The sequence below is a fragment of the Serratia sp. ID 25-353 genome (assembly GCF_054792795.1).
Genome location: NZ_CM139236.1, coordinates 487,822 through 513,287 on the forward strand (window position 1 = coordinate 487,822; position 25,466 = coordinate 513,287).

The window sequence follows — 25,466 nt, forward strand, 5'->3', positions numbered from 1 at the left end:
CCGATGTTGATTCCGGAATAAGGCGCGGCAATTCTAACAGCGCAGGCAAACGTTTGCGAGCGGCTTGTGAACCGGCTCTGCTTTTTCGTCATCTATACTGATATTCAAACTTTTGTTGATCCCGATCGGGCTATTGTGGGTGGCGCGGCGAAAAAAAGGCGGTATAATCCCGCGATTTTTTTGGCCGCAACCACCTTAATAGGAGAAAAATGATGAAGATCGTTGAGGTGAAACACCCGCTGGTAAAACACAAGCTTGGCCTGATGCGCGAAAATGACATCAGCACCAAACGCTTCCGTGAGCTGGCCTCAGAAGTGGGTAGTTTACTGACCTATGAAGCGACCGCCGATCTGGAGACGGAAAAAGTCACCATCGAAGGCTGGTGCGGGCCAGTTGAAGTGGAGCAGATCAAAGGGAAAAAGATTACCGTAGTACCGATCCTGCGCGCAGGCCTGGGCATGATGGAAGGGGTGCTGGAGCACGTGCCGAGTGCGCGCATCAGCGTGGTGGGCGTATACCGCGACGAAGAAACTCTGGAGCCGGTGCCGTACTTCCAGAAGCTGGTTTCCAACATCGAAGAGCGCATGGCGCTGGTCGTCGACCCAATGCTGGCCACCGGCGGTTCGATGATCGCCACTATCGATCTGCTGAAGAAAGCCGGCTGCCACAGTATCAAGGTGCTGGTTCTGGTGGCGGCGCCGGAAGGCATCGCCGCGCTGGAGAAAGCGCACCCGGACGTCGAGCTGTACACCGCCTCCATCGATCAGTGCCTGAACGACAAGGGTTACATCGTGCCTGGCCTGGGTGATGCGGGCGACAAGATATTTGGTACCAAGTAAACATTTAAGCCGACTTAACGAGTCGGCTTTTTTTTGACTAAAACCTATAAAACCAATAAACCGAGGAAAAGCACACATGACCCGTCGCGCCATCGGCGTCAGCGAGCGCCCGCCGCTGCTCCAGACCATTCCGCTCAGCTTCCAGCACCTGTTCGCCATGTTCGGCGCTACGGTGCTGGTGCCTATCCTGTTCAAGATCAACCCGGCGACCGTGCTGCTGTTCAACGGCATCGGCACGCTGCTGTATCTGTTCATCTGTAAAGGCAAAATCCCGGCCTACCTCGGTTCCAGCTTCGCGTTTATCTCGCCGGTGCTGCTGCTGTTGCCGCTCGGTTATGAAGTGGCGTTGGGCGGTTTCATCATGTGCGGCGTGCTGTTCTGCCTGGTGGCGCTGATCGTGAAAAAAGCCGGCACCGGCTGGCTGGACGTGATGTTCCCGCCGGCGGCGATGGGGGCGATCGTCGCCGTCATCGGGCTGGAGCTGGCGGGCGTGGCGGCCAACATGGCGGGGCTGCTGCCGGCGGAAGGCACCAGCGCCGACTCGACCACCATCACCATTTCGCTGGTGACGCTGGGGGTCACGGTGCTCGGCTCGGTGCTGTTCCGCGGCTTCCTGGCGATTATCCCGATCCTGATCGGCGTGCTGGTGGGCTATGCGCTGTCGTTCTTCATGGGCGTGGTGGATTTGACCCCGATCCGCGAGGCGCACTGGTTCGCGCTGCCGACCTTCTACACCCCGCGCTTTGAGTGGTTCGCCATCTTCACCATTCTGCCGGCGGCGCTGGTGGTGATCGCTGAGCACGTCGGCCACCTGGTGGTGACCGCCAACATCGTGAAAAAAGACCTGATCCGCGATCCGGGCCTGCACCGCTCGATGTTCGCCAACGGTATCTCGACGGTGTTCTCCGGCTTCTTCGGCTCTACGCCGAACACCACCTACGGCGAGAATATCGGCGTGATGGCTATCACCAAGGTCTACAGCACTTGGGTGATCGGCGGCGCGGCGGTGCTGGCGATCCTGCTGTCCTGCATCGGCAAGCTGGCGGCGGCGATCCAGGCGGTGCCGGTGCCGGTAATGGGGGGCGTTTCCCTGCTGCTGTACGGCGTGATCGGCGCCTCGGGCATTCGCGTGCTGATCGAGTCCAAAGTGGATTACAACAAGGCGCAAAACCTGATTTTGACCTCGGTGATCCTGATCATCGGCGTGAGCGGCGCCAAGGTGCATATCGGCGCGGCGGAGCTGAAAGGCATGGCGCTGGCGACCATCGTCGGCATTGGCCTGAGCCTGCTGTTCAAGGTCATCAGCCTGTTCCGCAAGGAAGAAGAGGTGCTTGACGCGCCGGACGAACCGGCGGAGCAGAAGTAACGAAAAGGGCAGCCCAGTGGCTGCCCTTTTTATTCGTGTTTCTGCATTATATCCGTTGGGATAAAGTAGCTGATAGCATTAACAACATCGGTTAAAAGGAAAGAGGGTATGGAGTACTACGGATATATTTTGCTCAAATTTGTGATTGGCTTTGTCATTGTTATCACCCACCTGAACCTGTCGGGAAAGACCCAGCTATCGCAGATGACCCCAGTGGATTTTATCGGTAACTTTGTGCTCGGGGGCATTATTGGAGGCGTTATCTATAGCGACAGCATCCCCTTGTACCAGTATGTCGTTGTATTACTTATCGGAGTAGGACTAATTTCTCTGTTGAATGCAATCAGTAAACACTGCAACTTCTTTCGTTCGGTCACTATAGGCAACCCGATACCAATTATAAAAAACGGCCGCTTTTTGATGGAAAATATTTTAGCCAAGAAAAATAAAATCGACATCTTGAACGTTTCCTCACAGCTGCATGCGCAGGGGATTCACGCCTTTCAGGAGATTGTCTATGCGCAAATTGAGCCGGGCGGTCAGATCACTGCGGTATGTGAGGGAAATGAACTGCCTTCAGTTATCATTATGAAAAATGGCAGGGCCAGACCTTATGAGCTGCAGGAGATTAGTAAAGATGAGGAGTGGTTGAACCAAACTATCCGTGAACACGGCATAGAACCGAAAGATATTTTTATTGCTGAGTTTTGGGACGGTAGGACAGCATTCATTCTTAATGACGGACGTATAGTTAAATAGTGAAAAAGGGGAGCCTCAGCTCCCCAATGTCATATTAGCTGCGAATTTTGCGGTACACGAACAGCACCACGATGGCGCCGATAACCGCTACCACGAAGCTGCCGAAGTTGAAGCCGTCAACCTTGCCGTAGCCGAAGAAGGTGCTGATATAGCCGCCGACCACGGCGCCGATGATCCCCAGCACGACGGTCAGAATAAAGCCGCCGCCGTCTTTGCCGGGCATGATCCACTTAGCCAAAATACCGGCGATCAGGCCGAAGATAATCCAGGAAATAATCCCCATTTACTGCTCCTTTCTTTTGTGGCTGAGAATAGCTTACTGCTGGGTGGCCGGCTGCGTATTGCCGTTCACCGCCGCATCGGTCTCTTGTTTCAACTCTTGCGCTTTGTTTTCGGCGCTGTTCTTGATGGCTTCGGTCTTCGCCTTGGCCTGCTCGGTCAGATCGTTGGCACCGTTGATGGCGTCGTTCTTGATGGCCTTGGCCTGATCCACCAACTGCTGGCTTTGTTTGCCGGCGTCATCCTTAATCGCGGCGGCCTTGGCCTTGGCGTCGTTGGTGATGGCGTCGGCTTGCTTGGCGGCTTCATCTTTAATCGCCGAGGCTTTGTCCTTCAGCTGGTCTGCCTGCGTGGCGGCCTCTTTTTTGATGTCATCTGCCGTCGCTTTCGCTTTGTCCGTCAGATCGTCCGCTTTTTTCTGGGCGGCGTCTTTCATCTGCTCGGCACTGTCTTTGGCTTTATCCAGGTTGGCGTCAACCTTGGAAGAGTCATCACAGCCGGCAACCAACAACCCGATAAAGGAGGCTAACAGCACTTTATTCCATACTTTCATCGTCTATATCCTTGCAGAAACCTTGTTGATGGTGATTGCGTTTTGCCTACCTATACTAGGTCAGATTTTACTTAAATTACAAATTTAACCTGCGTGGGCATGGGGTTAGGGTTTGATATCAGACTATTCTTGCCGGTTAGGGAGCCGCAATCGATTAAACGGTGCTAAGGCATTGCTCACTATTGCGGCATAAGATCCTGCCGGTTCAACAGCGCCCGTTTTCTGTGTTAAACTGCCCGCGTTTTTCTGCCAGTTTTGGTTGAGGTGCTTCTCTGAATACGCCGGCACAGCTTTCACTGCCACTTTATCTTCCCGATGATGAAACTTTCGCCAGTTTTTATCCGGGCGAGAACCCATCCCTATTAGCCGCGATCCAATCCGCCGTCCGTCAGGAACATGGCAGCTATATCTATTTTTGGTCGCGTGAAGGCGGCGGGCGCAGCCATTTGCTGCATGCGGCCTGCGCCGAGCTTTCGCAGAAGGGGGAAGCGGTGGGCTATGTGCCGCTCGACAAGCGCGCTTACTTCGTGCCTGAAGTGTTGGACGGCATGGAGCAGCTGGCGCTGGTCTGCATCGACAATATCGAATGCATCGCCGGCGACGAAGAGTGGGAGATGGCGATCTTCAACCTTTACAACCGCATCCTGGAAACCGGTCGCACCCGTTTGTTCATCACCGGGGATCGCCCGCCGCGCCAGCTGAACCTGCGTTTACCGGATCTGGCTTCGCGCCTGGACTGGGGTCAGATATACAAGCTGCAGCCGCTGTCGGACGAAGAGAAACTGCTGGCGCTGCAGCTGCGCGGCAAACTGCGCGGTTTCGAGCTGCCGGAAGACGTGGGCCGCTTCCTGTTGAAACGGTTGGATCGCGAGATGCGCACGCTGTTTATGACCCTCGATCAGCTAGATCGCGCCTCGATCACCGCCCAGCGCAAGCTGACCATTCCGTTCGTTAAAGAGATCCTGGGGCTGTAGCGAGCCATCAAGCCTGTTTTTCCGCGTGTTCCAGCAGGGAGCAGTAGTGCTCAACCTGCTGGCGTTGCCGATCGCTTCGCAGTTGCAAAGCGAGATTGATATGTTCCAGACACTGCGCATTGTCTGCAAGGTGCAGGTCGATTTTCCCCTGCCGTGCCAACCAGGCCGCCACGTCAGCCCAGCGCCATAACGGTGAGGTGCCGCCGAGCCGTTGAATAGGGGAAGGGAAGCCGCCGGGGCCGCGAGTCCCGTCTTTTAGCATGGCGATCGCCTGACGCGACAGTTCAGTGAGCTCGGCAATATCGCTTAATCCCACCAGGCTGGAGTCTACCGATATCACCTTGGCGCCAATATTTGCAGACTCAATATCACTGATGGCGCTGCAAATCGCGTGCGCAAAGTTATCGCTTTCTCTATCGAACTCCAGGTAGACGGCTTTACCGTAGAAACAGATCAGCGCGTCATCGCATCCCGCCGCATACAGCGCATCCTCCAACCCGGCGGTATCGGCGGTCACCCCATCCAGCGTCAATGAGAAATGATAGAGCGTCATGGTGATTCTCCGGTTATTTTTTCTGCGACAGCGCCAGGCAGTGATCGACTTTGCGTCGGATCTGTTTGGCATGCAGCTCGGGATTTTTCGGCGTGCTCCAGATGCTCATCATATGTTCTTGATGCCCGACAAAGGCGCAATGCAGTCGGCCAAAAGCATGCCCCTTGCTGGGACGAAAATGCCAGCCCTGAGAAAGGGCGTAATCTAACGCCGCCTGGATGTGCTTGTCTGGGTGTTTTTTCATCGCTCGTCCAGTGATGCGATCAGAGTAGATGGGGTGTTGACGGTTGTCAACGCTTGTCTTGCTGTGAGGCTCGGCATTTGTGCAGCATAGCAGCAGGAGAAGAGGGAGATGATGAAAAGTATTTGTATAACAAACAATTAAAAATAGCCCTGTTCAGGGCTATTGGTATTTTGCGGTTCAATAAGAGACTTGCCGGACGATTACAAAATCTCCAGCACCTGCTCCGGCGGCCGGCCGATACGCGCTTTGCTGCCTTTTACCACGATCGGGCGTTCGATCAGTTTCGGGTTCGCCGTCATCGCCGCCAGCAGCTGTTCTTCGCTCAGGCTGTCGTCCGCCAGCTTCAACTCCTTGTACAGATCTTCTTTTTTGCGCATCAGATCGCGCGCTGATGTGAAGCCCAGTTCCTTCAACAGCTTTTTCAGCTCATCGGCCGACGGGGGCGTTTCAAGATACAGCACCACCTTGGGATCGACACCGTGCTGCTCCAGCAGCGCCAGGGTTTCACGGCTCTTGGAGCAGCGAGGGTTGTGGTAAATCGTGACGTTTTTCATGGCGTTCATTCCTTGTTGAATCAGCTGCGCTGGTATTGGCGGAAACGCTGTTGCAGTTGGCGCAGCTGGTCGATGCGCGCATCGTAGCGCGCCTGTTTCAGGCTGCCGAGTTTCTGCAGCGAGCTGGCATTGCTGAGCAGGCCGATGGCCTGATCGAGCCGGCCGGTCAGCGCCAGGCTTTCGGCGCGGGCCGACAGCTCTTCATCGCGCAGCCCTTGGGCGGCGCTGGCCTGCGCCAGCAGATCCCAGCCGTTCGGATCGTCCGGATGGGCAAAGGTATAGCGGTTCAGGATCTTCGAGGCTTGCGCCGGCTGGTTGCCTTCGACATAGGCGTTGGCCAGGTTGAGCTGCAGCACCGGGTTGTTGTTCTGGGCGGCGTTGGCCGCCTGCAGGCGGGCGATGGCCTGCGGCGCGCGTTTCTGGCCGAGATCGATGTCGGTCATCAGGTCGATCAGCCAGACGTTTTTCGCATCCTGCGCCAGCATCGGTTGAATGATGTTGCGCGCGTCGTCGTATTTTTTCGCTTCATAGAACAGGATGGCGCGGCCGTATTTGGCGGCCGCCTGTTCGCGCACGTTGCCCTTGCTGAGCGAGCCGAGCAGTTCTTCGTTCAGGCCATAGCCTTCCGAACTGTACATGCCCAGTGCGCGCACCTTGGCCATCAGGTAATCCTGCGAGGACTGCACGATGTGTTTCGGCATTTGGTTGGCGCGGTTGCGCGCGTCGGAAAGGCGGCTGTCCGGCAACGGGTGCGTCAGCAGCATTTCCGGTGGTTTGGAGGCGTAGCGCGACTGATCCGAGAGTTTTTGCAGGAAGTCAGGCATCGCTTCCGGATCGAAACCGGCGCGCTGCAGCACCTGAATGCCGATGCGGTCGGCTTCCTGTTCGTTCGACTGGGTAAAGCTGATCATGCCCTGCTGGGTACCAGCCAGGGTGCCGCTCAGCGCCGCCATGCCCATGGTCGGGTTGGCCATCGCCAGCAGGATCGAGCCGAGCGCGCCCACCCAGGTCAGCGGGGCGTTGCGCTGTTGATCTTCCATTGCGCGCGCCAGGTGGCGTTGGGTGACGTGCGAGATTTCGTGCGCCAGCACTGAAGCCAGCTGGCTTTCGTTGTCGCTGACGCGGAACAGCGCCGAGTGCAGCACCACGTTGCCGCCGAAGAAGGCGAAGGCGTTGATCTCGTCGTTGCGCACCAGATAGAAATGGAATGGCGTGCGCACCGAATAAGCGCTGGCCACCAGCCGGTTGCCCAGTTGGTTGATGTACTGGCTCAGCAGCGGATCGTTGATCAGCGGGGCGCTGGCGCGCAGTTGGCGCACGTAGAAATCGCCCATCGCCAGTTCTTGTCCAATGCTCAGGGTGCCGCCGGCCGAGGTGCCCATATCCGGCAACTGGTCCTGGCTTTCCGCCTGTGCTGGCGCCAGGGCGGTGGCGTTCAGCGTGCCGAGCAGCAGCACCGCTAACGCGGTTTTGGTCAACCGGTTGGTCATAGTCAGGCGTTTCCCTTAAATAATCATTTCTAAGACGTCAGCAGCAGACAAGAGTTCTTTATTCCCGCGGCGCAATCCGCGTGAAAGTGCGGCGGCTCACAAACCGCGGCGGCGGCACCCATCACATCATAGTCAGCCGCAGGCGACAAGGAAACGTTAGCCGGGCGCGGATCGGGCAAAAAAGTTTTATTTTTCATTTTGAAGGGCGTTTTTTCGTCGCTGGCGATATGCATTTCGAATAAAACGCGGATAAAGTTGATCCGTGTTTTATTGACAAGATAAACGCAGACTCATATAGTCTGCGTTATTGAAGATTCATTGACGGTCGAAAACGGACATATGGCGTACATCACAACCAGCGTTGAATATGGCATCCACTGCCTGCTGTGGCTGGTCGGCGATAACCAACGCGCGCTCAGCAGCCGCGAGCTCGCCGAACTACAGGGGATCTCTCCCAGCTTTCTGGCCAAGATTTTCCCCAAGCTGGAAAAGGCGGGGATCGTCGCCGCCAGCGAAGGGGTGCGCGGCGGCTACCGGCTGGCGCGCCCGGCGGATGAGATCAGTTTTCTGGCGATCATCGACGCCATCGAAGGGCACAAGCCGCTGTTCGATTGCCAGGAGGTGCGCGGGCGCTGTGCGGTGTTTGATGACTCCCCACCGGACTGGGCAGTCTCCGGCAAATGCGCTATCCATGCGGTGATGCTGCAGGCGGAGAAGGCGATGCGCGATGCGCTGGCGGCGCAGACCCTCGGCGCCGTCGCGGCCCGCTTTGGCCGCAAAGCGCCGCAAGGCTTCTTCGGCGAGGTCAACCTCTGGCTCGACGAGCGCATGACGGAACGCACCGCGCGCAGCGGCAAAACGGCGCGCGCCAAGACCTAAGCGCCACTTTTCCTTAAAGCGAAACACACTTTTCCCGCCTCTTCGGAAGGGGCGGGCGAGCCTTCTGCACCCTGTTACGGGAGCGGAACGGCATCGTTCATCCGAAAAAACTGCGGGCAGTCTTATCGCCCGGTTAACCCTGTATGAAGGAGTCATCCCATGACGCAGAAAATAGTGATTGCCGGTTCCGGTTTTGCCGGTTTTTGGGCCGCCGTGTCCGCCATGCGCGCCATTACCCTTGCCGGTAAGCATGACGACATCGAGGTGCTGATGGTTTCGCCGACGCCAACGGTCACCATCCGGCCGCGCCTGTATGAAGCGGTGTTGGAAAACATGAATCCGGACATTTCCGCGCAGCTTGCCGCCGTCGGCGTGCGGCACCTGGCCGGGGCGGTAGAGCGCATCGATGCCGCCGCCAAGACGCTCACGGTGGCGCAGGCGACGGGGGAAACCCTTGAATTGGCCTATGACCGCCTGGTGTGGGCCACCGGCAGTCGGCTCTCCGTACCTGCGGTGCCGGGCTTTGCCGAATACGGTTTCAACGTCGATACGCTGGAAAGCGCGCAGCGTTTGGATGCCCATATCAAAGCGCTGGCGGCCAAACCGTCGACGCCGGCGCGCAACACTGCCGTGGTGGTGGGCGCAGGGCTGACCGGGCTGGAGAGCGCGGCGGAGATGCCGCAGCGGCTGCGGGATGCGCTGGGTAAAGACGAGAACGTGCGCGTGGTGATCGTCGATACCGCGCCGGAAGTGGGCGCCGGGATGGGGGCGGAGCCGGGGGCGGTGATACGCCAGGCGTTGGCGGAGTGCGGTGTGGAAGCGCGGGCCGGCCTGCGCGTCTCGGCCATCGACGACGAGGGGGTCATGCTGTCGAACGGTGAGCGCATCGCCGCCAACACGGTGATCCTGGCGGCGGGCGTGCGGGCGCATCCGCTGACCGAGCAGATCCCTGGCGAGCGCGACGGCAGCGGCCGGGTGATCGGCGACGCCTTCCTGCGCGCGCCGGCGGCGACGGGCATTTTCGTGACCGGTGACACGGTGAAAGCCGCTACGGACGATCTCGGCAATCATAACCTGATGACCTGCCAGCATGCGATGAGCCTCGGCCGCGTCGCCGGTCACAATGCGGCGGCGGAACTCGTGGGCTTGCCGACGCATCCGTACAGCCAGCCGAAGTATGTGACCTGTTTGGATCTGGGGCCGTGGGGGGCGCTATATACCGAAGGCTGGGAGCGCCAGGTGCGCTTTACCCGTCAGGAAGGCAAAAAGATTAAGCAGGAAATCAACACGCAGTGGATTTATCCACCGGCGGCGGATCGCGAGGCGCTGTTTGCAGTCGCCAATCCGGATTTCGTGATTGTGCCTTAAGGAAGTCAAAACGGGAGCGGCAACGCTCCCGTCGTCATTTTCCCAGCGGCAGGAACGAGCGCTCCGGCACTACGGTTTTCATCACCAGCGTGGAGCTCAGGCGCTGCACGCCCGGCAAAGCGGAGAGTTTCTCGTCGTAAAGCTGTTGAAAGGCGGGCAGATCGCGGGCGATCACGTGCAACAGGTAGTCGGGATCGCCAAACAGCCGCTGCGCCTGCACCACCTGGGGAATATCCATCATGGCGTTTTCGAAAGTTTCAACGGCGCGGCGATCGCCTTCGCGCATGGTGACGAACACCAGGGCGGAGAAGTTATAGCCCAGGCTGCCGGGATCGAGCTGGGCGCGATAACCCCTGATCACCCCGGACTCCTCTAACGCCCGCACCCGGCGGTGGCAGGGAGAAACGCTCAACCCGATACGATCGGCCAGCTCGGTCACCGACAAACGGCCGTCGACCTGCAGTTCAGCAAGAATCTTGCGATCAATCTTATCCATTTAGAAGAATTTCCCCGCTTATGCCGATTTCAGGCAAGTAATTGAAAGCACATTTTAACGTCTTGAGGATATTCTTGCCATCTGTTGAACGGTTTTGACGGCCGCCGCGGCAGGCGGGCGGCCGTTCTTCTTCCACGAGGAAAGCGCAATGGTTCTCTGTTCGGTGTGGCGCGGTGCGTTTGAGAGGGCGCCGGCATGACGCTCGCTCTGTTCGCCGCTTTTTGGGCGGTGTCGATTTTGTTGGTGATCACGCCGGGTATGGATTGGGCCTATGTGATCTCGGCGGGCATTCGCGGCCGGGTGGTGGTGCCCGCCGTCGCCGGCTTGCTGTTTGGCCACCTGCTGATGATTGCGATCGTGGTGGCGGGCGTCGGCGCGCTGCTGGTCGGCAACCCGCTGGCGCTGACGGCGCTCACCCTGTTGGGGGCGGCTTACCTCTTGTGGATCGGTTTCAACATGCTGCTGCACCCGCCGGTGCCTGGCGCCGGTGAAGATCAGCGTTCCGATTCCTGGCTGCGCTGGGCCGGCAAGGGCGTGTGCGTCAGCGGGCTGAACCCCAAGGTGTTTCTGCTGTTTTTGGCGCTGCTGCCGCAGTTTACCGACGCCCGGGCCGAATGGTCGGTGCCGATGCAGATGCTGGCGTTGGGCGTCGTGCATTTGATCAGCTGCGGCCTGGTGTATCTGCTGGTGGGATTCGGTTCGCAGTCGGTGCTGCGCACGCGCCCACAGGCTGCGAAGGTCGTGGGGCGCATCTCCGGCGCGGCGATGATCGTCATCGCCCTCGGGCTGCTGGCCGAACAGGCGCTGAAATAGGGCACGGAAGGCCCGCCTGCGCGGGCCAAGCGGTATCAGGCTCTGACGGCGAGCAGCACCGATGAGGCTTTGATCAGGGCGATGGCGCGCGAACCGTTCTTCAGCGCCATCTCCTGCAGGCTTTCATTGGTGATTACCGACGTCAGCACAAAACCGGCATCCGCTTTGAGGTGTACGGTGCTGTTGACCGCGCCGTGTTCAACCGCAATCACTTCCCCGGCAAACTGGTTGCGGGCGGAAAAACGCAAACCGCAATCCTCCGTCGCCAGGATCACCCACGGCGCTTTAATCAGCGCGACGGCCTCTTTGCCGACGCTTAAACCCAGCGACTGCTGGCTTTGTACCGTGACGATGGCCACCAGTTTTTCACCGCCTTGCAAAGTGATCTCCACTTCGTCATTGACGGCCCCTTTAGCGACGGCGGACACGGTACCGGCTAACTGGTTACGGGCTGAAACGGGCATAGACTCTCCTTGAAAAGGGAAAACGGTAAAATTTTTCGCCAGCATGAACCCTAACCGCCGCGATTGCCAATGCCGCGGGGAAAGAGTGTGAGCAGAGCGAGCTTACTTAAAAATTAACGCCGATAGATGTCCGGCCGGGCGATCTGCCAGACAAAATCGGGACGGTTAATGGCGCTATAGCCCACTTTTTCATAGAGCCAAGGGGCGGTGCTGGTGACCAGCATGACTCGCCGCAGCGTCGCCATCAGCGGATGGGCCTGGCAACATTCTGCCAGCCACAGGCCCAGTCCGCTTTTTTGATGCGTCTCCAGCACGTACACGTCGCACAGATAGCCGAAGGTGGCGTAATCGGTGACCAGCCGGGCGAAACCGATTTGCCTGGCATCGTGATACAAACCGAAACACAGGCTGTGGGCGAGGGACTGGCGAACGGTCTCTTTATCAATGCCTTCTGCCCAGGATGAACGGGTCAGAAACGCATGAATGGCATCGAGATCCAGCAGGGCGGGATCGGTGCTGACGAGATAGTCCGCACGCTGCCACTCCCGTGGGGCAGGCGTTGTCATGAGGGTTCTTCTCCTGTTGTCTGCTCGTTTGCCGTTAATTGCCTGTACGCAGGGTGAGGCAGTCTATCCACGGTGTAAGGCGAGATAATCATGCCCGGCACCGCGATCGATAGCTGACGTATTGGCTTTGATAATACGAGATACCGCCATGACTTTTAGAGAGGGAAGGAAAATATTTACGCTTGATTGCGTAAATAATAATGAGTATGTTTCTCATTCTCTTTGTTGTTCGCGGGCGCATGAAGGAGTTATTAGCCTGCATTAGCGTGATAGTTGATTCACAGGGAAACACTGAGACGCGCGGTGGCGCTCATTTCTCGTTATGAGAAAGCTCAAAACTAAACTGCAGAGCCCCCGTTAACGCCGTTTTAAATGGTCAAGGATTTCCCCGATGAAAATGAAAATCTCTGTGCTCGCCCTGCTGACGGGTATGGCGCTCAGCGGCTGCGCGCCGCACCAAACCACGTCCTCTTCTCCTGCTGTGCAACCTCTCGCGCAAGCGGCGCAATCCGACAGCGTCGTCAAACGCCAACTGGCTTATGGCTTGTATGAAATGGCGCTGACGCCAGGGGGAGATGCGCTGTACGTCGCCAGCGCCGAAAGTTTTAAAGCTGTGCAGGGCGGCGTGGTCTATAAGCTGGACGCCAAGACTCTGAAAACCCTTGGCACGACGCATACCGATCTGAAAAATTTCGCCATGCAGGCCTCTGAGGATGGGAAAACCCTTTATGTCAGCAATTCGCTGGACGGCGGTATCAGCGCAATCGGCGCTGCCGACGGTAAGGTGAAAGGGCGTTTGCTGTTCAGCGAGCGCAATGAGAAAGGGTTGCCGTATGGTGCGCGCCAAATCCTGGCTCACAACAACACGCTGTATGTGGGGGCGGTGGCCGATCCGGCGCAAATTTGGGTGGTTGATGCCGAATCGCTCAAGCTGAAAACGCGCATTAAAAATACCGGAAAATGGATGACCGGCCTGCATTACTCCGAACAGACCCAACGCGTGTATGCCGCCAATGGCAGCGGCGAGATCCTGGTGATCAACCCGCGTTCCAACCGCATCGAAAAACGCTGGAAACCGTTGGGAGACCAACCGGCACTGCTGCTCAATATGGCGGAGGACGAGGCTACCGGTCGTTTGTTCGTCACTGACAACTCCAAGGCGAAGACCACGCTGGTCTTGGATATTCACACCGGAAAGTTATTGAAGCGGCTTGATGTGGGCGACTCTTTGGCTGTCGTTTTCAATTCACGGCGCAACGAAATTTATATCTCGCAGCGTGAATCCGGCAATGTACTGAGCCTGGATGCGACGACCTATGCGGTGAAACAGCGCTGGGCGCTGCCGCCGAATCCAAACAGCTTGTTGTTGTCGGCAGACGGCCAGACATTGTTCGTTACGGTCAAACAACCGTTTAACAAAGATCATTCCACTCAGGGGCCGGACAGCGTGGTTCGCATCGCGTTGAATAAATAAGCCCCATCGGCCCGGCGACGGGCCATTTAACTTTTATCCTCATTCATGAGTGAATTATGCACAACACCAGTACAACGAATTTCCCTTTACGTAAAACGCTGCTGGCGCTGACTATCGGCGCGCTGAGCCAGGGCGCACTGGCCGCAGACGGCGACGCCAAGAAAAACCGGGAGGACACCCTGGTCGTCCGGGCCGAAAAACACGCCGATTTCAACTCCGGCGGCAATGATTTGGTCCCCGCCTACCTGGATGGACAGGTCGCCCACGGCGGCCGCCTGGGGATGCTGGGTGAACAGAAAGCGATGGACGTTCCGTTCAACGTCATAGGCTATACCGCAAAGCTGGTACAGGATCAGCAGGCGAAGACCATCGCCGACGTGGTCAGCAACGATGCGGGAGTGCAGGCGGTGCAGGGATACGGTAACTTCGCCGAAACCTATCGCATCCGCGGTTTCCAACTGGACGGCGACGACATGACGATGGGCGGGCTGCCGGGCGTAGTGCCGCGTCAGGTAGTGGATACCCAGATGCTGGAGCGGGTTGAGATCTTCAAAGGGGCGAACGCCTTGCTGAACGGCCTGGCTTCCAGCGGCGTTGGCGGCATGATCAATCTTGAACCGAAGCGGGCGGAAGAAACGCCGACCACTCAGATCGGTATCGACTACACCTCCGACTCTCAGGTGGGCGGCAAGCTGGATCTGGGCCGCCGTTTCGGTGACGACAACCAGTTTGGCGCTCGCGTCAACCTGGTGCACCGAGAGGGGGAAACGGCGGTTGAGGATGATAAGCGGCGCACCACGCTGGCATCGGTCGGGCTGGACTATCGCGGCGATCGTTTCCGTTCATCGTTGGACTTCGGTTATCAGAAAAAGACCTTCCATGGCGGAACGATGGGGGTAAACATCAGCGGCATCGATGTGGTACCCGCGGTGCCTGACACCCGTAAAAATTACAGTCAGCAGTGGGGCTACAGCGATATCGAGAACGAATTCGGCATGGCGAAAGCGGAATATGATTTAACCCGCGGCTGGAAGGCCTATGCCGGGTTGGGCGCGCAGCACGGCCATGAAACCGGTGTTTACAGCGCGCCGAAGCTCATCAACGCCAACGGCGACGCCACGGTTGGGCGCCTGGACACCAATCGCATCATCGACGCTTTCAGCGGCATGGCGGGGCTTGAGGGCAAGTTCACGACCTGGGCGGTTTCGCATCGGGTCAACGTCGGCTATTCCGCACAGATTAAACGCGACAAAACCGCGTGGCGCATGTCCGCCAACAATCCGACGACCAATATCTACGATAACCATGATGTCGCAATACCGGACAACGCCTATTTCGGCGGCAACTACAGCGATCCGCTGACCACGGCGCGCAACCGGACGCAGGGCTGGTTATTCAGCGATACGTTGGGCTTTTTCGGCGACCGGGTGTTGTTAACGGCGGCCGCGCGCCATCAGAAAGTGGTGGTGCGTAATTACAGCAACGCCACCGGCCTGGAGGATACCGCCTCCCGTTATACGCAAAGCCGCTGGATGCCGACGTTCGGGCTGGTCTACAAGCCGTGGGAAACGGTGTCGCTTTATGCCAACCATACCGAGGCGTTACAGCCTGGCGGCATCGCGCCGAAAGAGGCGGCTAACTTCGGGCAGAGTACCGGTATCGCCCGTTCCAAGCAAAATGAAATGGGCGTGAAAGTTGATTTCGAACGCGTGGGCGGCTCGTTGGCGCTGTTTGAAATCAAAAAGCCGGCCACCCTGATCGACAGTAACAACTACTACACGTTGAACGGCGAACAACGCAACCGCGGCGTGGAATTGAATGTGTTCGGCGAACCGGCATTCGGCCTGCGCCTCAACGGCAGCGCTACCTGGCTTTCGCCCGAGCTGACCAAAACCCAGGGCGGTCGTAACGATGGCAAAGACGCTATCGGCGTAGCGCACTTCTACGCGGTGCTGGGAGCGGAGTACGATATCAAGCCGGTAGATGGCCTGACGGCAACGGCGAAAGTGCGGCATACCGGTTCGCAATATGCCGACTCCGCCAATACCAAAAAGCTCGATAGTTTCACGACCCTGGATCTCGGCCTTCGCTATCGCATGCGTTTGAATGAGGATCAAAATACGCTGGTATGGCGTGTGGGGTTGGACAACGTCACGAATGAGAAGTATTGGTCTGGCGTAGAAAGCAATGGCACTTACGTCTTCCAGGGACAGGCGAGGACGCTGAAAGCGTCGGTAACTTACGACTTCTAATCGATACAGAAACGACGGCGGCCCACATGCGATGGGTCGCCGGTTCCTTCGCCACCGGGGGGCGTTTTTCAGCATGACCGATGGGTGAGGACGCTGATCAAATCCAGCGCGTCGTCCGCCGCCGCGATTTCGCTTTCGCTGAGCGCCTGCCGTTCGATGAAGCACTCGATAGCTTCCAGCAGGGAGAAGACGCTGATTTCATCCCCTATCTTCACGACTTCGCAAATGCCACGCCCGATCGCCAGGCAGATGGCTTCATCAAATTCACACGGTTTGCTGTTCATCTTTTTTCCCCTACGGCGTTTGGGATTTTATCGGCCATGCTACCGGTTTTTGCCCGGCGACTGTCTGACGAAAATCCCATTTTTTCGTTGATGCTGACTGGCGTACGATCGCGGACATTGGCGAAATTCTGATTTCCTGACCGTGGCCAAATTTCCCTTGTGACCACCGTGTCGGCGCGGTATTGTCGCCAAATGACGACAATACCGCCTCATTGTCTGCATAAAAAATTCATGACGTTATCATCCCTTCATCCCGCTGCCGTGCGGGATTTTTTTATGAGGTTTATCTCAAAGTGCGGATAACCTCGACGCGATCGCTTGCCATGCTCTGAGAATAATCCTAGCTTGAAATAGTCATTTAGGGTTAGCAATCCCTCATGACCTCCTTGTAACACTTGATGCACCAGAACGTTTTCTCCCCCGCTTAGGCGGGGGTTTTTAATGACGTGCATCGGCAAAGGCTTTCAACGTAGAACCGACAGAGTTCGTGACGATAACCAGTTTAAGCATCAGGGGACGGGACAATGAAAAATGATCTGGCGGCGGCGATCGCGATTGGCTGTGTGTTGTTGTTCGCATTGGCGGTCGGTTCGCCCCTTTCCATCGGTACCTCGCTGTAATCTTCCGCGGCCCCGCTCGGGGCCGCTCACCGCGCCTGTCGCCGCGTCTGCGGTTTTTTGCGTCGATCGCCTGCCCGCGCGATAAAATCAGCCAAATCGCTGTTGATGTATGGCGAACTTTGAGTACTCTGAGTGCTTTGCACACCTCGCGTGCGTCCGTTGTATCTATGCTTTAATCAGGCCCATCACAGGAATCGCCATGCCCGCCCGCCAAATCTCGAGGAGCCCGCTCTGATGCTGGAGATGTTATTACAGTGGTACCGCCGCCGCTTCACCGATCCGCAGGCTATCGCGCTGCTGGTGATCCTGGTCGCCGGGTTCCTTATTCTCTATTTTCTGCACGGCATTCTGACCCCGTTGCTGGTCGCCATCGTGCTGGCCTATCTGCTGGAGTGGCCGACCGCACGCCTGCAGCGCATCGGCTGTTCGCGCACCTGGGCGGCGAGCATCATGCTGCTGGTGTTCGCGGGCATCGCCATGCTGCTGGTGTTCGTCGTCGCACCGACCGCCTGGCAACAGGGCATCAATCTGATGAGCGATCTGCCGGGTATGCTCAACCAGTTCTATAACTTCGCCGCGACGCTGCCGAAGCGTTATCCGGCGCTGGTAGATGCCGGCATCATCGACATGATGGCGGAAAATCTGCGCAGCCGGCTGTCCGGCATGGGTGAGTCGGTGGTGAAATTCTCGCTGGCGTCGCTGGTCGGCCTGCTGACGCTGGCTATCTACCTGATCCTGGTGCCGATGATGATGTTCTTCCTGTTGAAGGACAAAGAACAGCTGCTGAACGCGGTGCGCCGCGTGCTGCCGCGCAATCGCGGCCTGGCGGGGCAGGTCTGGAACGAAATGAATCAGCAGATCACCAACTACATTCGTGGCAAGGTGCTGGAGATGGTGATTGTCGGCGTGGCGACCTACCTGGTGTTCGCCGTGCTGGACATGCGCTACTCGCTGCTGCTGGCGGTGCTGGTGGGCTTCTCGGTGTTGATCCCTTACATCGGCGCGGTGCTGGTCACCATACCGGTGGTGGTGGTGGCGCTGTTCCAGTGGGGCGTCGGCGCCGATTTCTGGACGCTGATCGTCGCCTATCTGGTGGTGCAGGGGCTGGACGGCAACCTGCTGGTGCCCATTTTGTTCTCCGAAGCGGTCAACCTGCATCCGCTGGTGATTATCCTGTCGGTGATCGTGTTCGGCGGGATGTGGGGCTTTTGGGGCGTGTTTTTCGCCATACCGCTGGCGACGCTGGTGAAGGCGGTGATCCACGCCTGGCCGGATGAACTGCGGGTCGAAGTGGAAGACAAGGCCGGTTGACAGGGAAGAAACGAAGCGCAGCAGGCCGCTGCGCTTCGTGAGAATTACTGCTGCAGGTAGCTCAGAACGATGTCGTGGTGATTGGTGGTTTTGAAATCATCAAACACTTTTTCAATCTTGCCTTTGCCATCGATCAGGAAGCTGATGCGGTGAATGCCGTCGTAGGTCTTGCCCATGAAGGTTTTCTCGCCCCACACGCCAAACTGTTGCGACACCTGATGATCTTCATCAGACAACAGCGTGAAGTTGAGCAGCTCCTTTTCGGCGAAGCGCGACAGTTTTTCCGGCTTGTCGGTGCTGATGCCCAGCACTTCGACGCCGACCTTTTTCAATTCGTCCATGTTGTCCCGCAGGCCGCAGGCTTGCACGGTGCAGCCCGGCGTCATCGCCTTCGGATAGAAATAGACCAATACTCGCTGTCCCTGGAAGTCGGCCAAATTAATTTCCTCACCGTCCTGGTCAGGCAAACTAAATTTCGGCGCTGTGTCACCGGCTTTCAATGGGCTCATCACTACTCTCCATCTTTCTCGTCATGCTGTGGATAGTTCACCACGCTAATACTGCCTTGCGCGTTCAATTCTGTACATAGGCGATGGAAGGCTTGCTCAATATTTGAGGCGTCCCGATCGCCGGAGCTGTGGGCGGTGATTTGGATATACAGCTGCGGCGGCAGGTCGCCCTCCGCTGGCTGCGTGCGCGAGACCAGTTCGGCGATATTCATCTGGCTGGAGTCGAACAGATCGGTAAAGCGTTCGATGATGTGCGGCGAGTCCTTCACTTCCACCTGCACCCACACCGTGGCCGGCATCGGCGGCCTTTCGTGCGAGTTTGTGCGCTTCATCACGATCAGCAGATCCAGCTCCGCGCCTTTTTGCGGCAGGGTGGATTCGATCAGGGTGATGGCGTTCCAACTGCCGGACAGCAGCATGATGAACGTGAACTCCTCTCCCAGCATGGCCAGACGGCTATCTTCGATATTGCATCCGCAACTGCTGACGTGGCGGGTGATGGTATTGACGATTCCGGGGCGGTCGGCGCCGAGCGCGGTAATCACGAGATAGTGTTCGTCTGACTGAGGCAAAATAGCGCTTCCTGTCGTGCTTAATGGGGTTACCATGGTAAACATAAAAAAAACCGCCTGCCAAGCGCTTACAACGCGGTTGTGCGCTTGCTTTTGGATAGGCAGCAAAAGTACCATGAGTGACTTGTTTGTGGAGGGGACGGCCAATGTTTACGGGAAGTATTGTTGCACTGGTTACGCCGATGGACGACAAAGGTGCTGTCGATCGCGCGAGCCTGAAAAAATTGATCGATTATCATGTAGCCAGTGGCACCGCGGCGATCGTTTCCGTAGGGACCACCGGCGAGTCCGCAACGCTTGCCCATGACGAGCACGTTGACGTGGTGCTGCAGACGCTGGAGCTGGCCGACGGCCGCATTCCGGTGATCGCTGGCACCGGCGCCAACGCCACCGCCGAAGCCATCGCGCTCACCACCCGCTTCGCCAATACCGGCGTAGTGGGCTGCCTGACGGTGACGCCGTACTACAATAAGCCGACGCAGGAAGGGCTGTATCAGCACTTCAAGGCGATCGCCGAGAGCACCGATCTGCCGCAGATCCTGTACAACGTGCCTTCGCGCACCGGCTGCGACTTGCTGCCGCCGACCATCGCTCGGCTGGCAAAAATCAAGAATATTGTTGCTGTAAAAGAAGCGACGGGGAACTTAAGTCGCGTTAGTCAGATCCAAGTGCTGGTTGACGATGAAGACTTCATCTTGCTGAGCGGCGACGACGCCAGCGGGCTGGACTTCATGCAACTGGGCGGCAAAGGGGTGATTTCCGTGACGGCCAACGTGGCCGCCCGCGAAATGGCGGAACTTTGCGCGCTGGCGGCGCAGGGCAAGTTTGCCGACGCGCGCCGCTTAAATCAGCGCTTGATGCCGTTGCATCAGGATCTATTTGTAGAAGCAAACCCAATTCCGGTGAAGTGGGCCTGTAAGGCGTTGGGATTGATGGCAACCGATACGCTGCGTCTGCCGATGACGCCGTTGAGCGAAGCCGCCCGCCCGGTGGTGGAGCGCGCGCTGAAAAGCGTCGGTTTGCTGTAACTCTAAGGGAAATTTGATGGCTTATTCATTGCAAAAGTCGACGGTAGCAAAAGTAGTGGGCATCTCTTTGGTGATGATGCTGGCAGCCTGCAGCAGCGATCAGCGCTACAAGCGCCAGGTCAGCGGCGACGAGGCCTACCTCGACGCGGCTCCGCTCAAGGCGCTGAACGCGCCGTCCGGCATGATCCTGCCGGTGCAGAGCGGCAACTATGACGTTCCCGCCACGACGCTGCAAGGCAACGTCGGCAAGCAGCTGGACATTCGTCCGCCGGTGCAGCCGCTGGCGCTGCTGAGCGGTTCACGCGCGCAATACGCCGGCGACAGCGGCACGCTGCTGCTGGAAAACAGCCCGCAGAACCAGAACCTGTGGTCGCGCGTGGTCAGCCTGCTGCAGGCGAAGAACATCGCGATCGCTTCCCGCCAGGACGCCGGTCAGACCCTGACCACCGACTGGGTGAAGTGGAACCGTCTGGACGAAGACAACCAGTACGAAGGCCGTTATCAGATCAGCGTGCAGCAGCAGGGCTACCAGCAGGCGCTGGTGGTGAAAAGCGTTGGCCTGCAGCAGCAGGGCAAGACCGAGCAGGTGACCGATCAGTCTGAGATCCAGCGCTACAACGGCATGATGATCAACACCCTGATCGAAGGCCTGGACAAGCAGGACAACCTGGCGAGCAGCCAGACCGCCAGCCGCTTCGGCGCGCTGGATGTGCAGAGCGGCGCCGATGACACCGGCCTGCCGATGCTGGTGGTGCGCGGCCCGTACACCGTCGTGTGGGATCGCCTGCCGCCGGCGCTCGAAAAACTGGGGATGAAAGTGGGTGACCGCAGCCGTCCGCAGGGCACCGTCGCCGTGACCTACAAGTCCCTGAGCAGCAGCGATTGGGATGCGTTGGGCGTCAAGGATCCTGAACTGGCGGAAGGCGATTACAAACTGCAGGTCGGCGATCTTAACAACCGCACCAGCCTGCAATTTATCGATCCGAAAGGCAAACCGCTGACCCAGTCGAAAAACGACGCACTGGTGGCGGCATTCCAGTCTGCCTTCAGTAAAACCAGCGTTAACTAATCAAAAAGGGGCTTCGGCCCCTTTTTGTTTTATCGATACGGTATCGTTTGCGTCGCAGGTTTGGCACAATAGTGTCCGGCACGCCAAAGAATTCATTAGGTCAATTCTATACCCCCTAATTTCGGGCCGCGCTCGGGAGACATCGGGGATACATCACTGGAGTAAGTAAGATGCAAAAGCTAGCTGAGCTGTATCGCGGAAAGGCAAAAACCGTTTACACCACCGAGAATCCCGATCTGTTGGTGTTGGAGTTCCGCAACGATACGTCAGCACTGGATGGTCAGCGCATTGAGCAGTTCGATCGCAAAGGCATGGTGAACAACAAGTTCAACCATTTCATCATGAGCAAACTGGAAGAAGCCGGCATCCCGACCCAGATGGAGCGTCTGCTGTCCGACAACGAAGTGCTGGTGAAGAAGCTGGACATGGTGCCGGTGGAATGCGTGATCCGCAACCGCGCCGCCGGTTCGCTGGTGAAGCGTCTGGGCATCGAAGAAGGCCTGGTGCTGAACCCGCCGCTGTTCGATCTGTTCCTGAAAAACGACGCCATGCACGATCCGATGGTCAACGAATCCTACTGCGAAACCTTCGGCTGGGTGAGCAAAGAACATCTGGCGCGCATGCGTGAGCTGAGTTACCGCGCTAACGACGTGTTGACCCAGCTGTTCGACGACGCGGGCCTGATCCTGGTCGACTTCAAACTGGAGTTCGGCCTGTTCAACGGCGAAGTGGTGCTGGGCGATGAGTTCTCGCCGGACGGCAGCCGCCTGTGGGACAAAAACACTCTGGACAAGATGGACAAAGACCGTTTCCGTCAAAGCCTGGGCGGCCTGATCGAAGCCTACGAAGAAGTAGCGCGCCGCATCGGCGTGAAACTCGACTAAGCGTCGGCACCGCCATTCGGGGCGATCCGGCCGGATCGTCCCGCTATTCTGCGTTTTTCCAGAAAATTTCTACATTTCCTCCGCGGCAGACCATTTATAATGATGGATGCGAGATGACTAAAACCTATCCCACTCAGGCTTGAAGCTGCCTTTGCGCTTACGATCGCGGCGCAACTTCAACGAGCAGGGGAAATATCTGGAGTATATTTATGCGTTGGCAAGGGCGTCGGGAAAGTGACAATGTTGAGGATCGTCGCGGGCAGTCTTCAGGTTTGGGCGGCGGTGGCGGCGGTTTCCGCGTGCCGGTGCGCGGCAAGGGCGGCATCGTCATTCTGGTGGTGGTGCTGGTGGCCGGCTATTACGGCATCGATCTGTCGCCGCTATTGAACGGCGGTAACGTCGCACCGCAGGGTCAACAACAGAGCGCCAACATCAGTCCGAAAGACGATGAGCTGGCCAAATTCACCTCGGTGGTGCTGGCCTCGACCGAGGATAACTGGAAAGAGATTTTCCAGCGCATGGGCAAAACCTATCAACCGCCGAAGCTGGTGATGTATCGCGGCGTGACGCGCACCAGCTGCGGCACCGGTCAGGCGGCGATGGGGCCGTTCTACTGCCCGGGTGACAAAACGGTGTATATCGATCTGTCTTTCTATCAGGACATGAAAACCAAGCTGGGCGCCGGCGGTGATTTCGCCCAGGCCTATGTGGTGGCGCACGAAGTCGGCCACCACGTGCAGAACCTGTTGGGCATCGAGCCCAAGGTCCGCCAGATGCAGCAGGGCGCCAGCCAGGCGGAAGTGAACCGCCTGTCGGTGAAAATGGAGCTGCAGGCGGACTGCTTCGCCGGCGTGTGGGGCAAATATGCCGAGAAGCAGCAGATGCTGGAAGAGGGCGACCTGCAGGCGGCGCTGAACGCCGCGCAGGCGATTGGCGACGATCGGTTGCAGCAGCAGAGTCAGGGCCGCGTCGTGCCGGACAGCTTCACTCACGGCACCTCGCAGCAGCGTTACACCTGGTTTAAACAGGGCTTCGACAGCGGCGATCCCAATACCTGCAACACCTTTGCATCCCGTTAACGCCTCAAGTGCCGGAGCCTGACTCCGGCATTTTTTTCGGATTGAGACACAGCCTTATGTTACAGGCAGCGCAACAACTCATGCGGCGACAGGGCATCCGGCGCCTGCTGGTGCTCAGCGGCGAACCCGACTGGTGTCGCGAACAGGCACAGCGGCTGGCGGCGACCCTGCCGGGTGACTGGCCGTGGGTGGGGGAAAACCCGCCGCCCGGCCCGACGGCGTTGGCGAGTGGCGCCGTGCGCCAATTACTGGGGCAGGAGCGGCTGCACGCGGTGTTCGATGCCAGTCAGTCGCTGGACGTGGAGGCGTTGGCGGCGCTGTGCGGCGCATTGCGCGCCGGCAGTTGGCTGCTGTTGCTGACGCCGCCCTGGCGGCAATGGCCTCAGCAGCCGGATGGCGACAGCCTGCGCTGGAGCGATTGCCCGCAGCCGATTACCACTCCGCATTTCATCCACCATCTGCAGCAGCATCTGGCCGGTGACCGCGAAGTGACGATCTGGCGGCAGGATGAGCCCCTGACGCTGCCCGCGCTGCCGGCGCGCGAGGGTTGGCAACCGCCGGATGGCCGGCCGACCGGGGAACAGCAGGCTATCTTGACGACGCTGCTGCAGGCCGAATCCGGCGTGTGGGTGCTGACCGCCGCGCGCGGTCGTGGCAAATCGACGCTGGCCGGCATGCTGGTGGCGCAGTCGCCGCTGACCTGTTGGATAACCGGGCCGAGCCGCGCCGCCACTGAGGTGGCCGGGGAGTGGGCGCAGGGGCGCGCGCAGTTTTGGGCGCCGGATGCCTTGCTGGCGCAGTGCCGGGAGGGGGACGTCAGCGCCGTGGGCTGGCTGCTGGTGGATGAAGCGGCGGCGATCCCCGCGCCGCTGTTGCAGCAGTTGATCGGTTATTTCCCTCGCGTGTTGTTGACCACCACGGTACAGGGGTATGAGGGTACCGGCCGCGGTTTTCTGCTGAAGTTTTGCGCCGGGCTGCCTTCCTATCAAGCGTTGAGCCTGCAACAGCCGATGCGCTGGGCGCAAGGGGATGCGCTGGAACGGATAACGGACAATGCGCTGTTGTTTAATGAGCTGCCCGCCTGGCCGGCGGATGGCCAGGCGATCGATTACAGTCAGGCGGAGCAGCGTGAGCTGTGCGCCGATCCGCAGCGGCTGGCGCGTTTCTATGCCCTGCTGAGCAGCGCGCATTACCGTACCTCGCCGCTGGATTTGCGCAGGCTGATGGATGCGCCCGGCATGCATTTCGGGCTGGCGCAGGCCGGGCAGGAGGTAGTTGGCGCCGTGTGGCTGGTGGACGAGGGCGGCTTGAGCGCCGAGTTGGCGCACGACGTGTGGGCCGGCCGCCGCCGGCCGCGCGGCAACCTGGTGGCGCAGTCGCTGGCGGCGCATGGCGGCCAGTGGTGGGCGCCGACGCTGCGGTCACGGCGCATTACCCGCATCGCGACGCTGCCGGCACTGCGGCGGCAGGGTATCGCGCGTCAGCTGGTCGAGCGGCAACGCCGTCAGGCGCAGGGGCTGGATTTTCTGTCGGTCAGCTTCGGCTATACCGAGCCGCTGTGGCGCTTTTGGCAATCCTGCGGTTTCGAGCTGGTGCGCATCGGCAGCAAGCCGGAGGCCAGCAGCGGCTGCTATACCGCGATGGCTATCTTACCCCTGAGCGAGCAAGGAGAGGCGCTGCGGCACGCGGCGCACAAGCATCTGGCGCGCGACTGGCCCTGGCTGCGGCAGCGTATTGAACTCACGCTGGCGATCCCGGGCGACGACGGCGATACGCCGCTGGGCGAAGAGGATTGGCGCGAGCTGGCCGGGTTCGCTTTCGCCCATCGGCCGCTGGAGGCCAGCCTGGGGGCATTGCAGCGTTTGCTGTTGGCCAGCAATCTGCCGCTGCCCGCGCTGCGCGGCCATCTGCAACGGCGGCAATCCCCGGCGGCCTGCGCGGAGCTGGCGGGCGTCAGCGGCCAGAAAGCCTTGCTGCGCCACTGGCGGCACGAAGCGGCGCAGGCGCTGGAACAGCTGAATGCGCAGCACTGCCGCTACTGGCGCGACTGGACGCAGTCGTTGCAATAAATTGAATAACTCGCTCAATAAAACCCGATTTTCTCGATTTCTCAACGGCGTATAGTCACTGTCAGCGGTGTGGCGGCGACTGTCGCCGCACCAGGTTTGGTTACTATTAAGGAGTCAT

27 protein-coding genes are annotated in these 25,466 nt (G+C 58.8%); 15 read left to right on the forward strand and 12 right to left on the reverse strand.

Going from position 1 to position 25,466, the window contains the following annotated elements; genetic code table 11:
• Positions 1 to 212 precede the first annotated feature (212 nt).
• From upp to ACYF6X_RS02240, 3 genes are all read left to right on the forward strand, one after another.
• Complete coding sequence (gene upp, locus ACYF6X_RS02230; protein WP_038873707.1) at positions 213 to 839, forward strand: uracil phosphoribosyltransferase; 627 nt, start codon at positions 213 to 215, stop codon at positions 837 to 839.
• A gap of 76 nt (positions 840 to 915) precedes the next feature.
• On the forward strand, positions 916 to 2,205 hold the full coding sequence (gene uraA / locus ACYF6X_RS02235) for a uracil permease (protein WP_107227868.1): 1,290 nt from the start codon (positions 916 to 918) through the stop codon (positions 2,203 to 2,205).
• A gap of 108 nt (positions 2,206 to 2,313) precedes the next feature.
• The gene (locus ACYF6X_RS02240; RefSeq protein ID WP_019452427.1) at positions 2,314 to 2,964 is read left to right on the forward strand and encodes a DUF421 domain-containing protein; all 651 of its coding nucleotides are present in this window, start codon (positions 2,314 to 2,316) and stop codon (positions 2,962 to 2,964) included.
• A 34-nt stretch (positions 2,965 to 2,998) separates the two neighbouring features.
• Here the strand turns inward: ACYF6X_RS02240 and ACYF6X_RS02245 are convergent, their stop codons facing one another.
• Together ACYF6X_RS02245 and ACYF6X_RS02250 are read right to left on the reverse strand one after the other, a co-directional pair.
• Positions 2,999 to 3,247: a GlsB/YeaQ/YmgE family stress response membrane protein gene (locus ACYF6X_RS02245; RefSeq protein ID WP_016926728.1), complete on the reverse strand. Its 249-nt coding sequence runs from the start codon at positions 3,245 to 3,247 to the stop codon at positions 2,999 to 3,001.
• A gap of 33 nt (positions 3,248 to 3,280) precedes the next feature.
• Positions 3,281 to 3,796, reverse strand: a complete 516-nt coding sequence (locus tag ACYF6X_RS02250) for a hypothetical protein (RefSeq protein ID WP_063990478.1) — start codon at positions 3,794 to 3,796, stop codon at positions 3,281 to 3,283.
• 272 nt (positions 3,797 to 4,068) lie between these two features.
• Between ACYF6X_RS02250 and hda the strand changes: the two genes are divergently transcribed.
• Entirely contained in the window at positions 4,069 to 4,770 is a 702-nt protein-coding gene (gene hda / locus ACYF6X_RS02255) for a DnaA inactivator Hda (RefSeq protein WP_025159568.1), read from the forward strand.
• Positions 4,771 to 4,777: 7 nt separating this feature from the next.
• Here the strand turns inward: hda and ACYF6X_RS02260 are convergent, their stop codons facing one another.
• From ACYF6X_RS02260 to bepA, 4 genes are all read right to left on the reverse strand, one after another.
• Entirely contained in the window at positions 4,778 to 5,323 is a 546-nt protein-coding gene (locus tag ACYF6X_RS02260) for a helix-turn-helix transcriptional regulator (protein WP_063990477.1), read from the reverse strand.
• A gap of 13 nt (positions 5,324 to 5,336) precedes the next feature.
• A complete protein-coding gene (locus ACYF6X_RS02265; RefSeq protein ID WP_074181238.1) occupies positions 5,337 to 5,567 on the reverse strand; it encodes a hypothetical protein in 231 nt (76 codons plus the stop codon).
• A gap of 200 nt (positions 5,568 to 5,767) precedes the next feature.
• Complete coding sequence (arsC, locus tag ACYF6X_RS02270; RefSeq protein ID WP_033648817.1) at positions 5,768 to 6,121, reverse strand: arsenate reductase (glutaredoxin); 354 nt, start codon at positions 6,119 to 6,121, stop codon at positions 5,768 to 5,770.
• A 20-nt stretch (positions 6,122 to 6,141) separates the two neighbouring features.
• On the reverse strand, positions 6,142 to 7,611 hold the full coding sequence (gene bepA / locus ACYF6X_RS02275; protein ID WP_038873698.1) for a beta-barrel assembly-enhancing protease: 1,470 nt from the start codon (positions 7,609 to 7,611) through the stop codon (positions 6,142 to 6,144).
• 339 nt (positions 7,612 to 7,950) lie between these two features.
• On the opposite strand from bepA, the gene ACYF6X_RS02280 reads away from it, so the two are divergent.
• Positions 7,951 to 8,490, forward strand: coding sequence for an RrF2 family transcriptional regulator (locus ACYF6X_RS02280; protein ID WP_025303838.1), 540 nt, complete (start codon positions 7,951 to 7,953; stop codon positions 8,488 to 8,490).
• A gap of 159 nt (positions 8,491 to 8,649) precedes the next feature.
• Positions 8,650 to 9,858: an NAD(P)/FAD-dependent oxidoreductase gene (locus ACYF6X_RS02285; protein ID WP_130018171.1), complete on the forward strand. Its 1,209-nt coding sequence runs from the start codon at positions 8,650 to 8,652 to the stop codon at positions 9,856 to 9,858.
• 34 nt (positions 9,859 to 9,892) lie between these two features.
• On the opposite strand, the gene ACYF6X_RS02290 is transcribed toward ACYF6X_RS02285, so the two are convergent.
• Positions 9,893 to 10,354 carry an Lrp/AsnC family transcriptional regulator gene (locus ACYF6X_RS02290; RefSeq protein WP_063990473.1) on the reverse strand — a complete coding sequence of 154 codons (462 nt, stop codon included), beginning with the start codon at positions 10,352 to 10,354 and terminating at the stop codon, positions 9,893 to 9,895.
• 195 nt (positions 10,355 to 10,549) lie between these two features.
• On the opposite strand from ACYF6X_RS02290, the gene ACYF6X_RS02295 reads away from it, so the two are divergent.
• Entirely contained in the window at positions 10,550 to 11,167 is a 618-nt protein-coding gene (locus tag ACYF6X_RS02295; protein WP_004941674.1) for a LysE family translocator, read from the forward strand.
• A 35-nt stretch (positions 11,168 to 11,202) separates the two neighbouring features.
• Here ACYF6X_RS02295 and ACYF6X_RS02300 read toward each other — a convergent pair whose 3' ends face one another.
• Positions 11,203 to 11,631: a TOBE domain-containing protein gene (locus ACYF6X_RS02300; protein WP_063990472.1), complete on the reverse strand. Its 429-nt coding sequence runs from the start codon at positions 11,629 to 11,631 to the stop codon at positions 11,203 to 11,205.
• Positions 11,632 to 11,744: 113 nt separating this feature from the next.
• A complete protein-coding gene (locus tag ACYF6X_RS02305) occupies positions 11,745 to 12,197 on the reverse strand; it encodes a GNAT family N-acetyltransferase (protein ID WP_130018172.1) in 453 nt (150 codons plus the stop codon).
• 391 nt (positions 12,198 to 12,588) lie between these two features.
• On the opposite strand from ACYF6X_RS02305, the gene ACYF6X_RS02310 reads away from it, so the two are divergent.
• Entirely contained in the window at positions 12,589 to 13,671 is a 1,083-nt protein-coding gene (locus ACYF6X_RS02310; RefSeq protein WP_107227872.1) for a YncE family protein, read from the forward strand.
• A 56-nt stretch (positions 13,672 to 13,727) separates the two neighbouring features.
• Positions 13,728 to 15,923 carry a TonB-dependent receptor gene (locus ACYF6X_RS02315; protein WP_130018173.1) on the forward strand — a complete coding sequence of 732 codons (2,196 nt, stop codon included), beginning with the start codon at positions 13,728 to 13,730 and terminating at the stop codon, positions 15,921 to 15,923.
• Between the two features lie 68 nt (positions 15,924 to 15,991).
• On the opposite strand, the gene ACYF6X_RS02320 is transcribed toward ACYF6X_RS02315, so the two are convergent.
• Entirely contained in the window at positions 15,992 to 16,207 is a 216-nt protein-coding gene (locus tag ACYF6X_RS02320; protein WP_063990468.1) for a hypothetical protein, read from the reverse strand.
• 854 nt (positions 16,208 to 17,061) lie between these two features.
• Here ACYF6X_RS02320 and ACYF6X_RS02325 point away from each other — a divergent pair.
• Positions 17,062 to 18,138 (forward strand): AI-2E family transporter, encoded by a 1,077-nt coding sequence (locus ACYF6X_RS02325; RefSeq protein WP_063990467.1) that lies wholly within the window; start codon positions 17,062 to 17,064, stop codon positions 18,136 to 18,138.
• 44 nt (positions 18,139 to 18,182) lie between these two features.
• Here the strand turns inward: ACYF6X_RS02325 and bcp are convergent, their stop codons facing one another.
• Positions 18,183 to 18,647, reverse strand: coding sequence for a thioredoxin-dependent thiol peroxidase (bcp, locus tag ACYF6X_RS02330; protein ID WP_049271993.1), 465 nt, complete (start codon positions 18,645 to 18,647; stop codon positions 18,183 to 18,185).
• A gap of 2 nt (positions 18,648 to 18,649) precedes the next feature.
• Complete coding sequence (locus ACYF6X_RS02335; protein WP_369919484.1) at positions 18,650 to 19,255, reverse strand: glycine cleavage system transcriptional repressor; 606 nt, start codon at positions 19,253 to 19,255, stop codon at positions 18,650 to 18,652.
• Positions 19,256 to 19,365: 110 nt separating this feature from the next.
• Between ACYF6X_RS02335 and dapA the strand changes: the two genes are divergently transcribed.
• The 5 genes from dapA to ACYF6X_RS02360 all read left to right on the forward strand — a co-directional run bounded on the left by dapA (position 19,366) and on the right by ACYF6X_RS02360 (position 25,348).
• Positions 19,366 to 20,247: a 4-hydroxy-tetrahydrodipicolinate synthase gene (gene dapA / locus ACYF6X_RS02340; RefSeq protein WP_130018174.1), complete on the forward strand. Its 882-nt coding sequence runs from the start codon at positions 19,366 to 19,368 to the stop codon at positions 20,245 to 20,247.
• 16 nt (positions 20,248 to 20,263) lie between these two features.
• Entirely contained in the window at positions 20,264 to 21,316 is a 1,053-nt protein-coding gene (gene bamC / locus ACYF6X_RS02345; protein ID WP_033648812.1) for an outer membrane protein assembly factor BamC, read from the forward strand.
• A gap of 170 nt (positions 21,317 to 21,486) precedes the next feature.
• On the forward strand, positions 21,487 to 22,200 hold the full coding sequence (purC, locus tag ACYF6X_RS02350; protein WP_004941708.1) for a phosphoribosylaminoimidazolesuccinocarboxamide synthase: 714 nt from the start codon (positions 21,487 to 21,489) through the stop codon (positions 22,198 to 22,200).
• A 209-nt stretch (positions 22,201 to 22,409) separates the two neighbouring features.
• Complete coding sequence (gene ypfJ, locus ACYF6X_RS02355) at positions 22,410 to 23,279, forward strand: KPN_02809 family neutral zinc metallopeptidase (RefSeq protein WP_060428635.1); 870 nt, start codon at positions 22,410 to 22,412, stop codon at positions 23,277 to 23,279.
• A 56-nt stretch (positions 23,280 to 23,335) separates the two neighbouring features.
• Entirely contained in the window at positions 23,336 to 25,348 is a 2,013-nt protein-coding gene (locus tag ACYF6X_RS02360; RefSeq protein WP_130018175.1) for a tRNA(Met) cytidine acetyltransferase TmcA, read from the forward strand.
• Positions 25,349 to 25,466 lie beyond the last annotated feature (118 nt).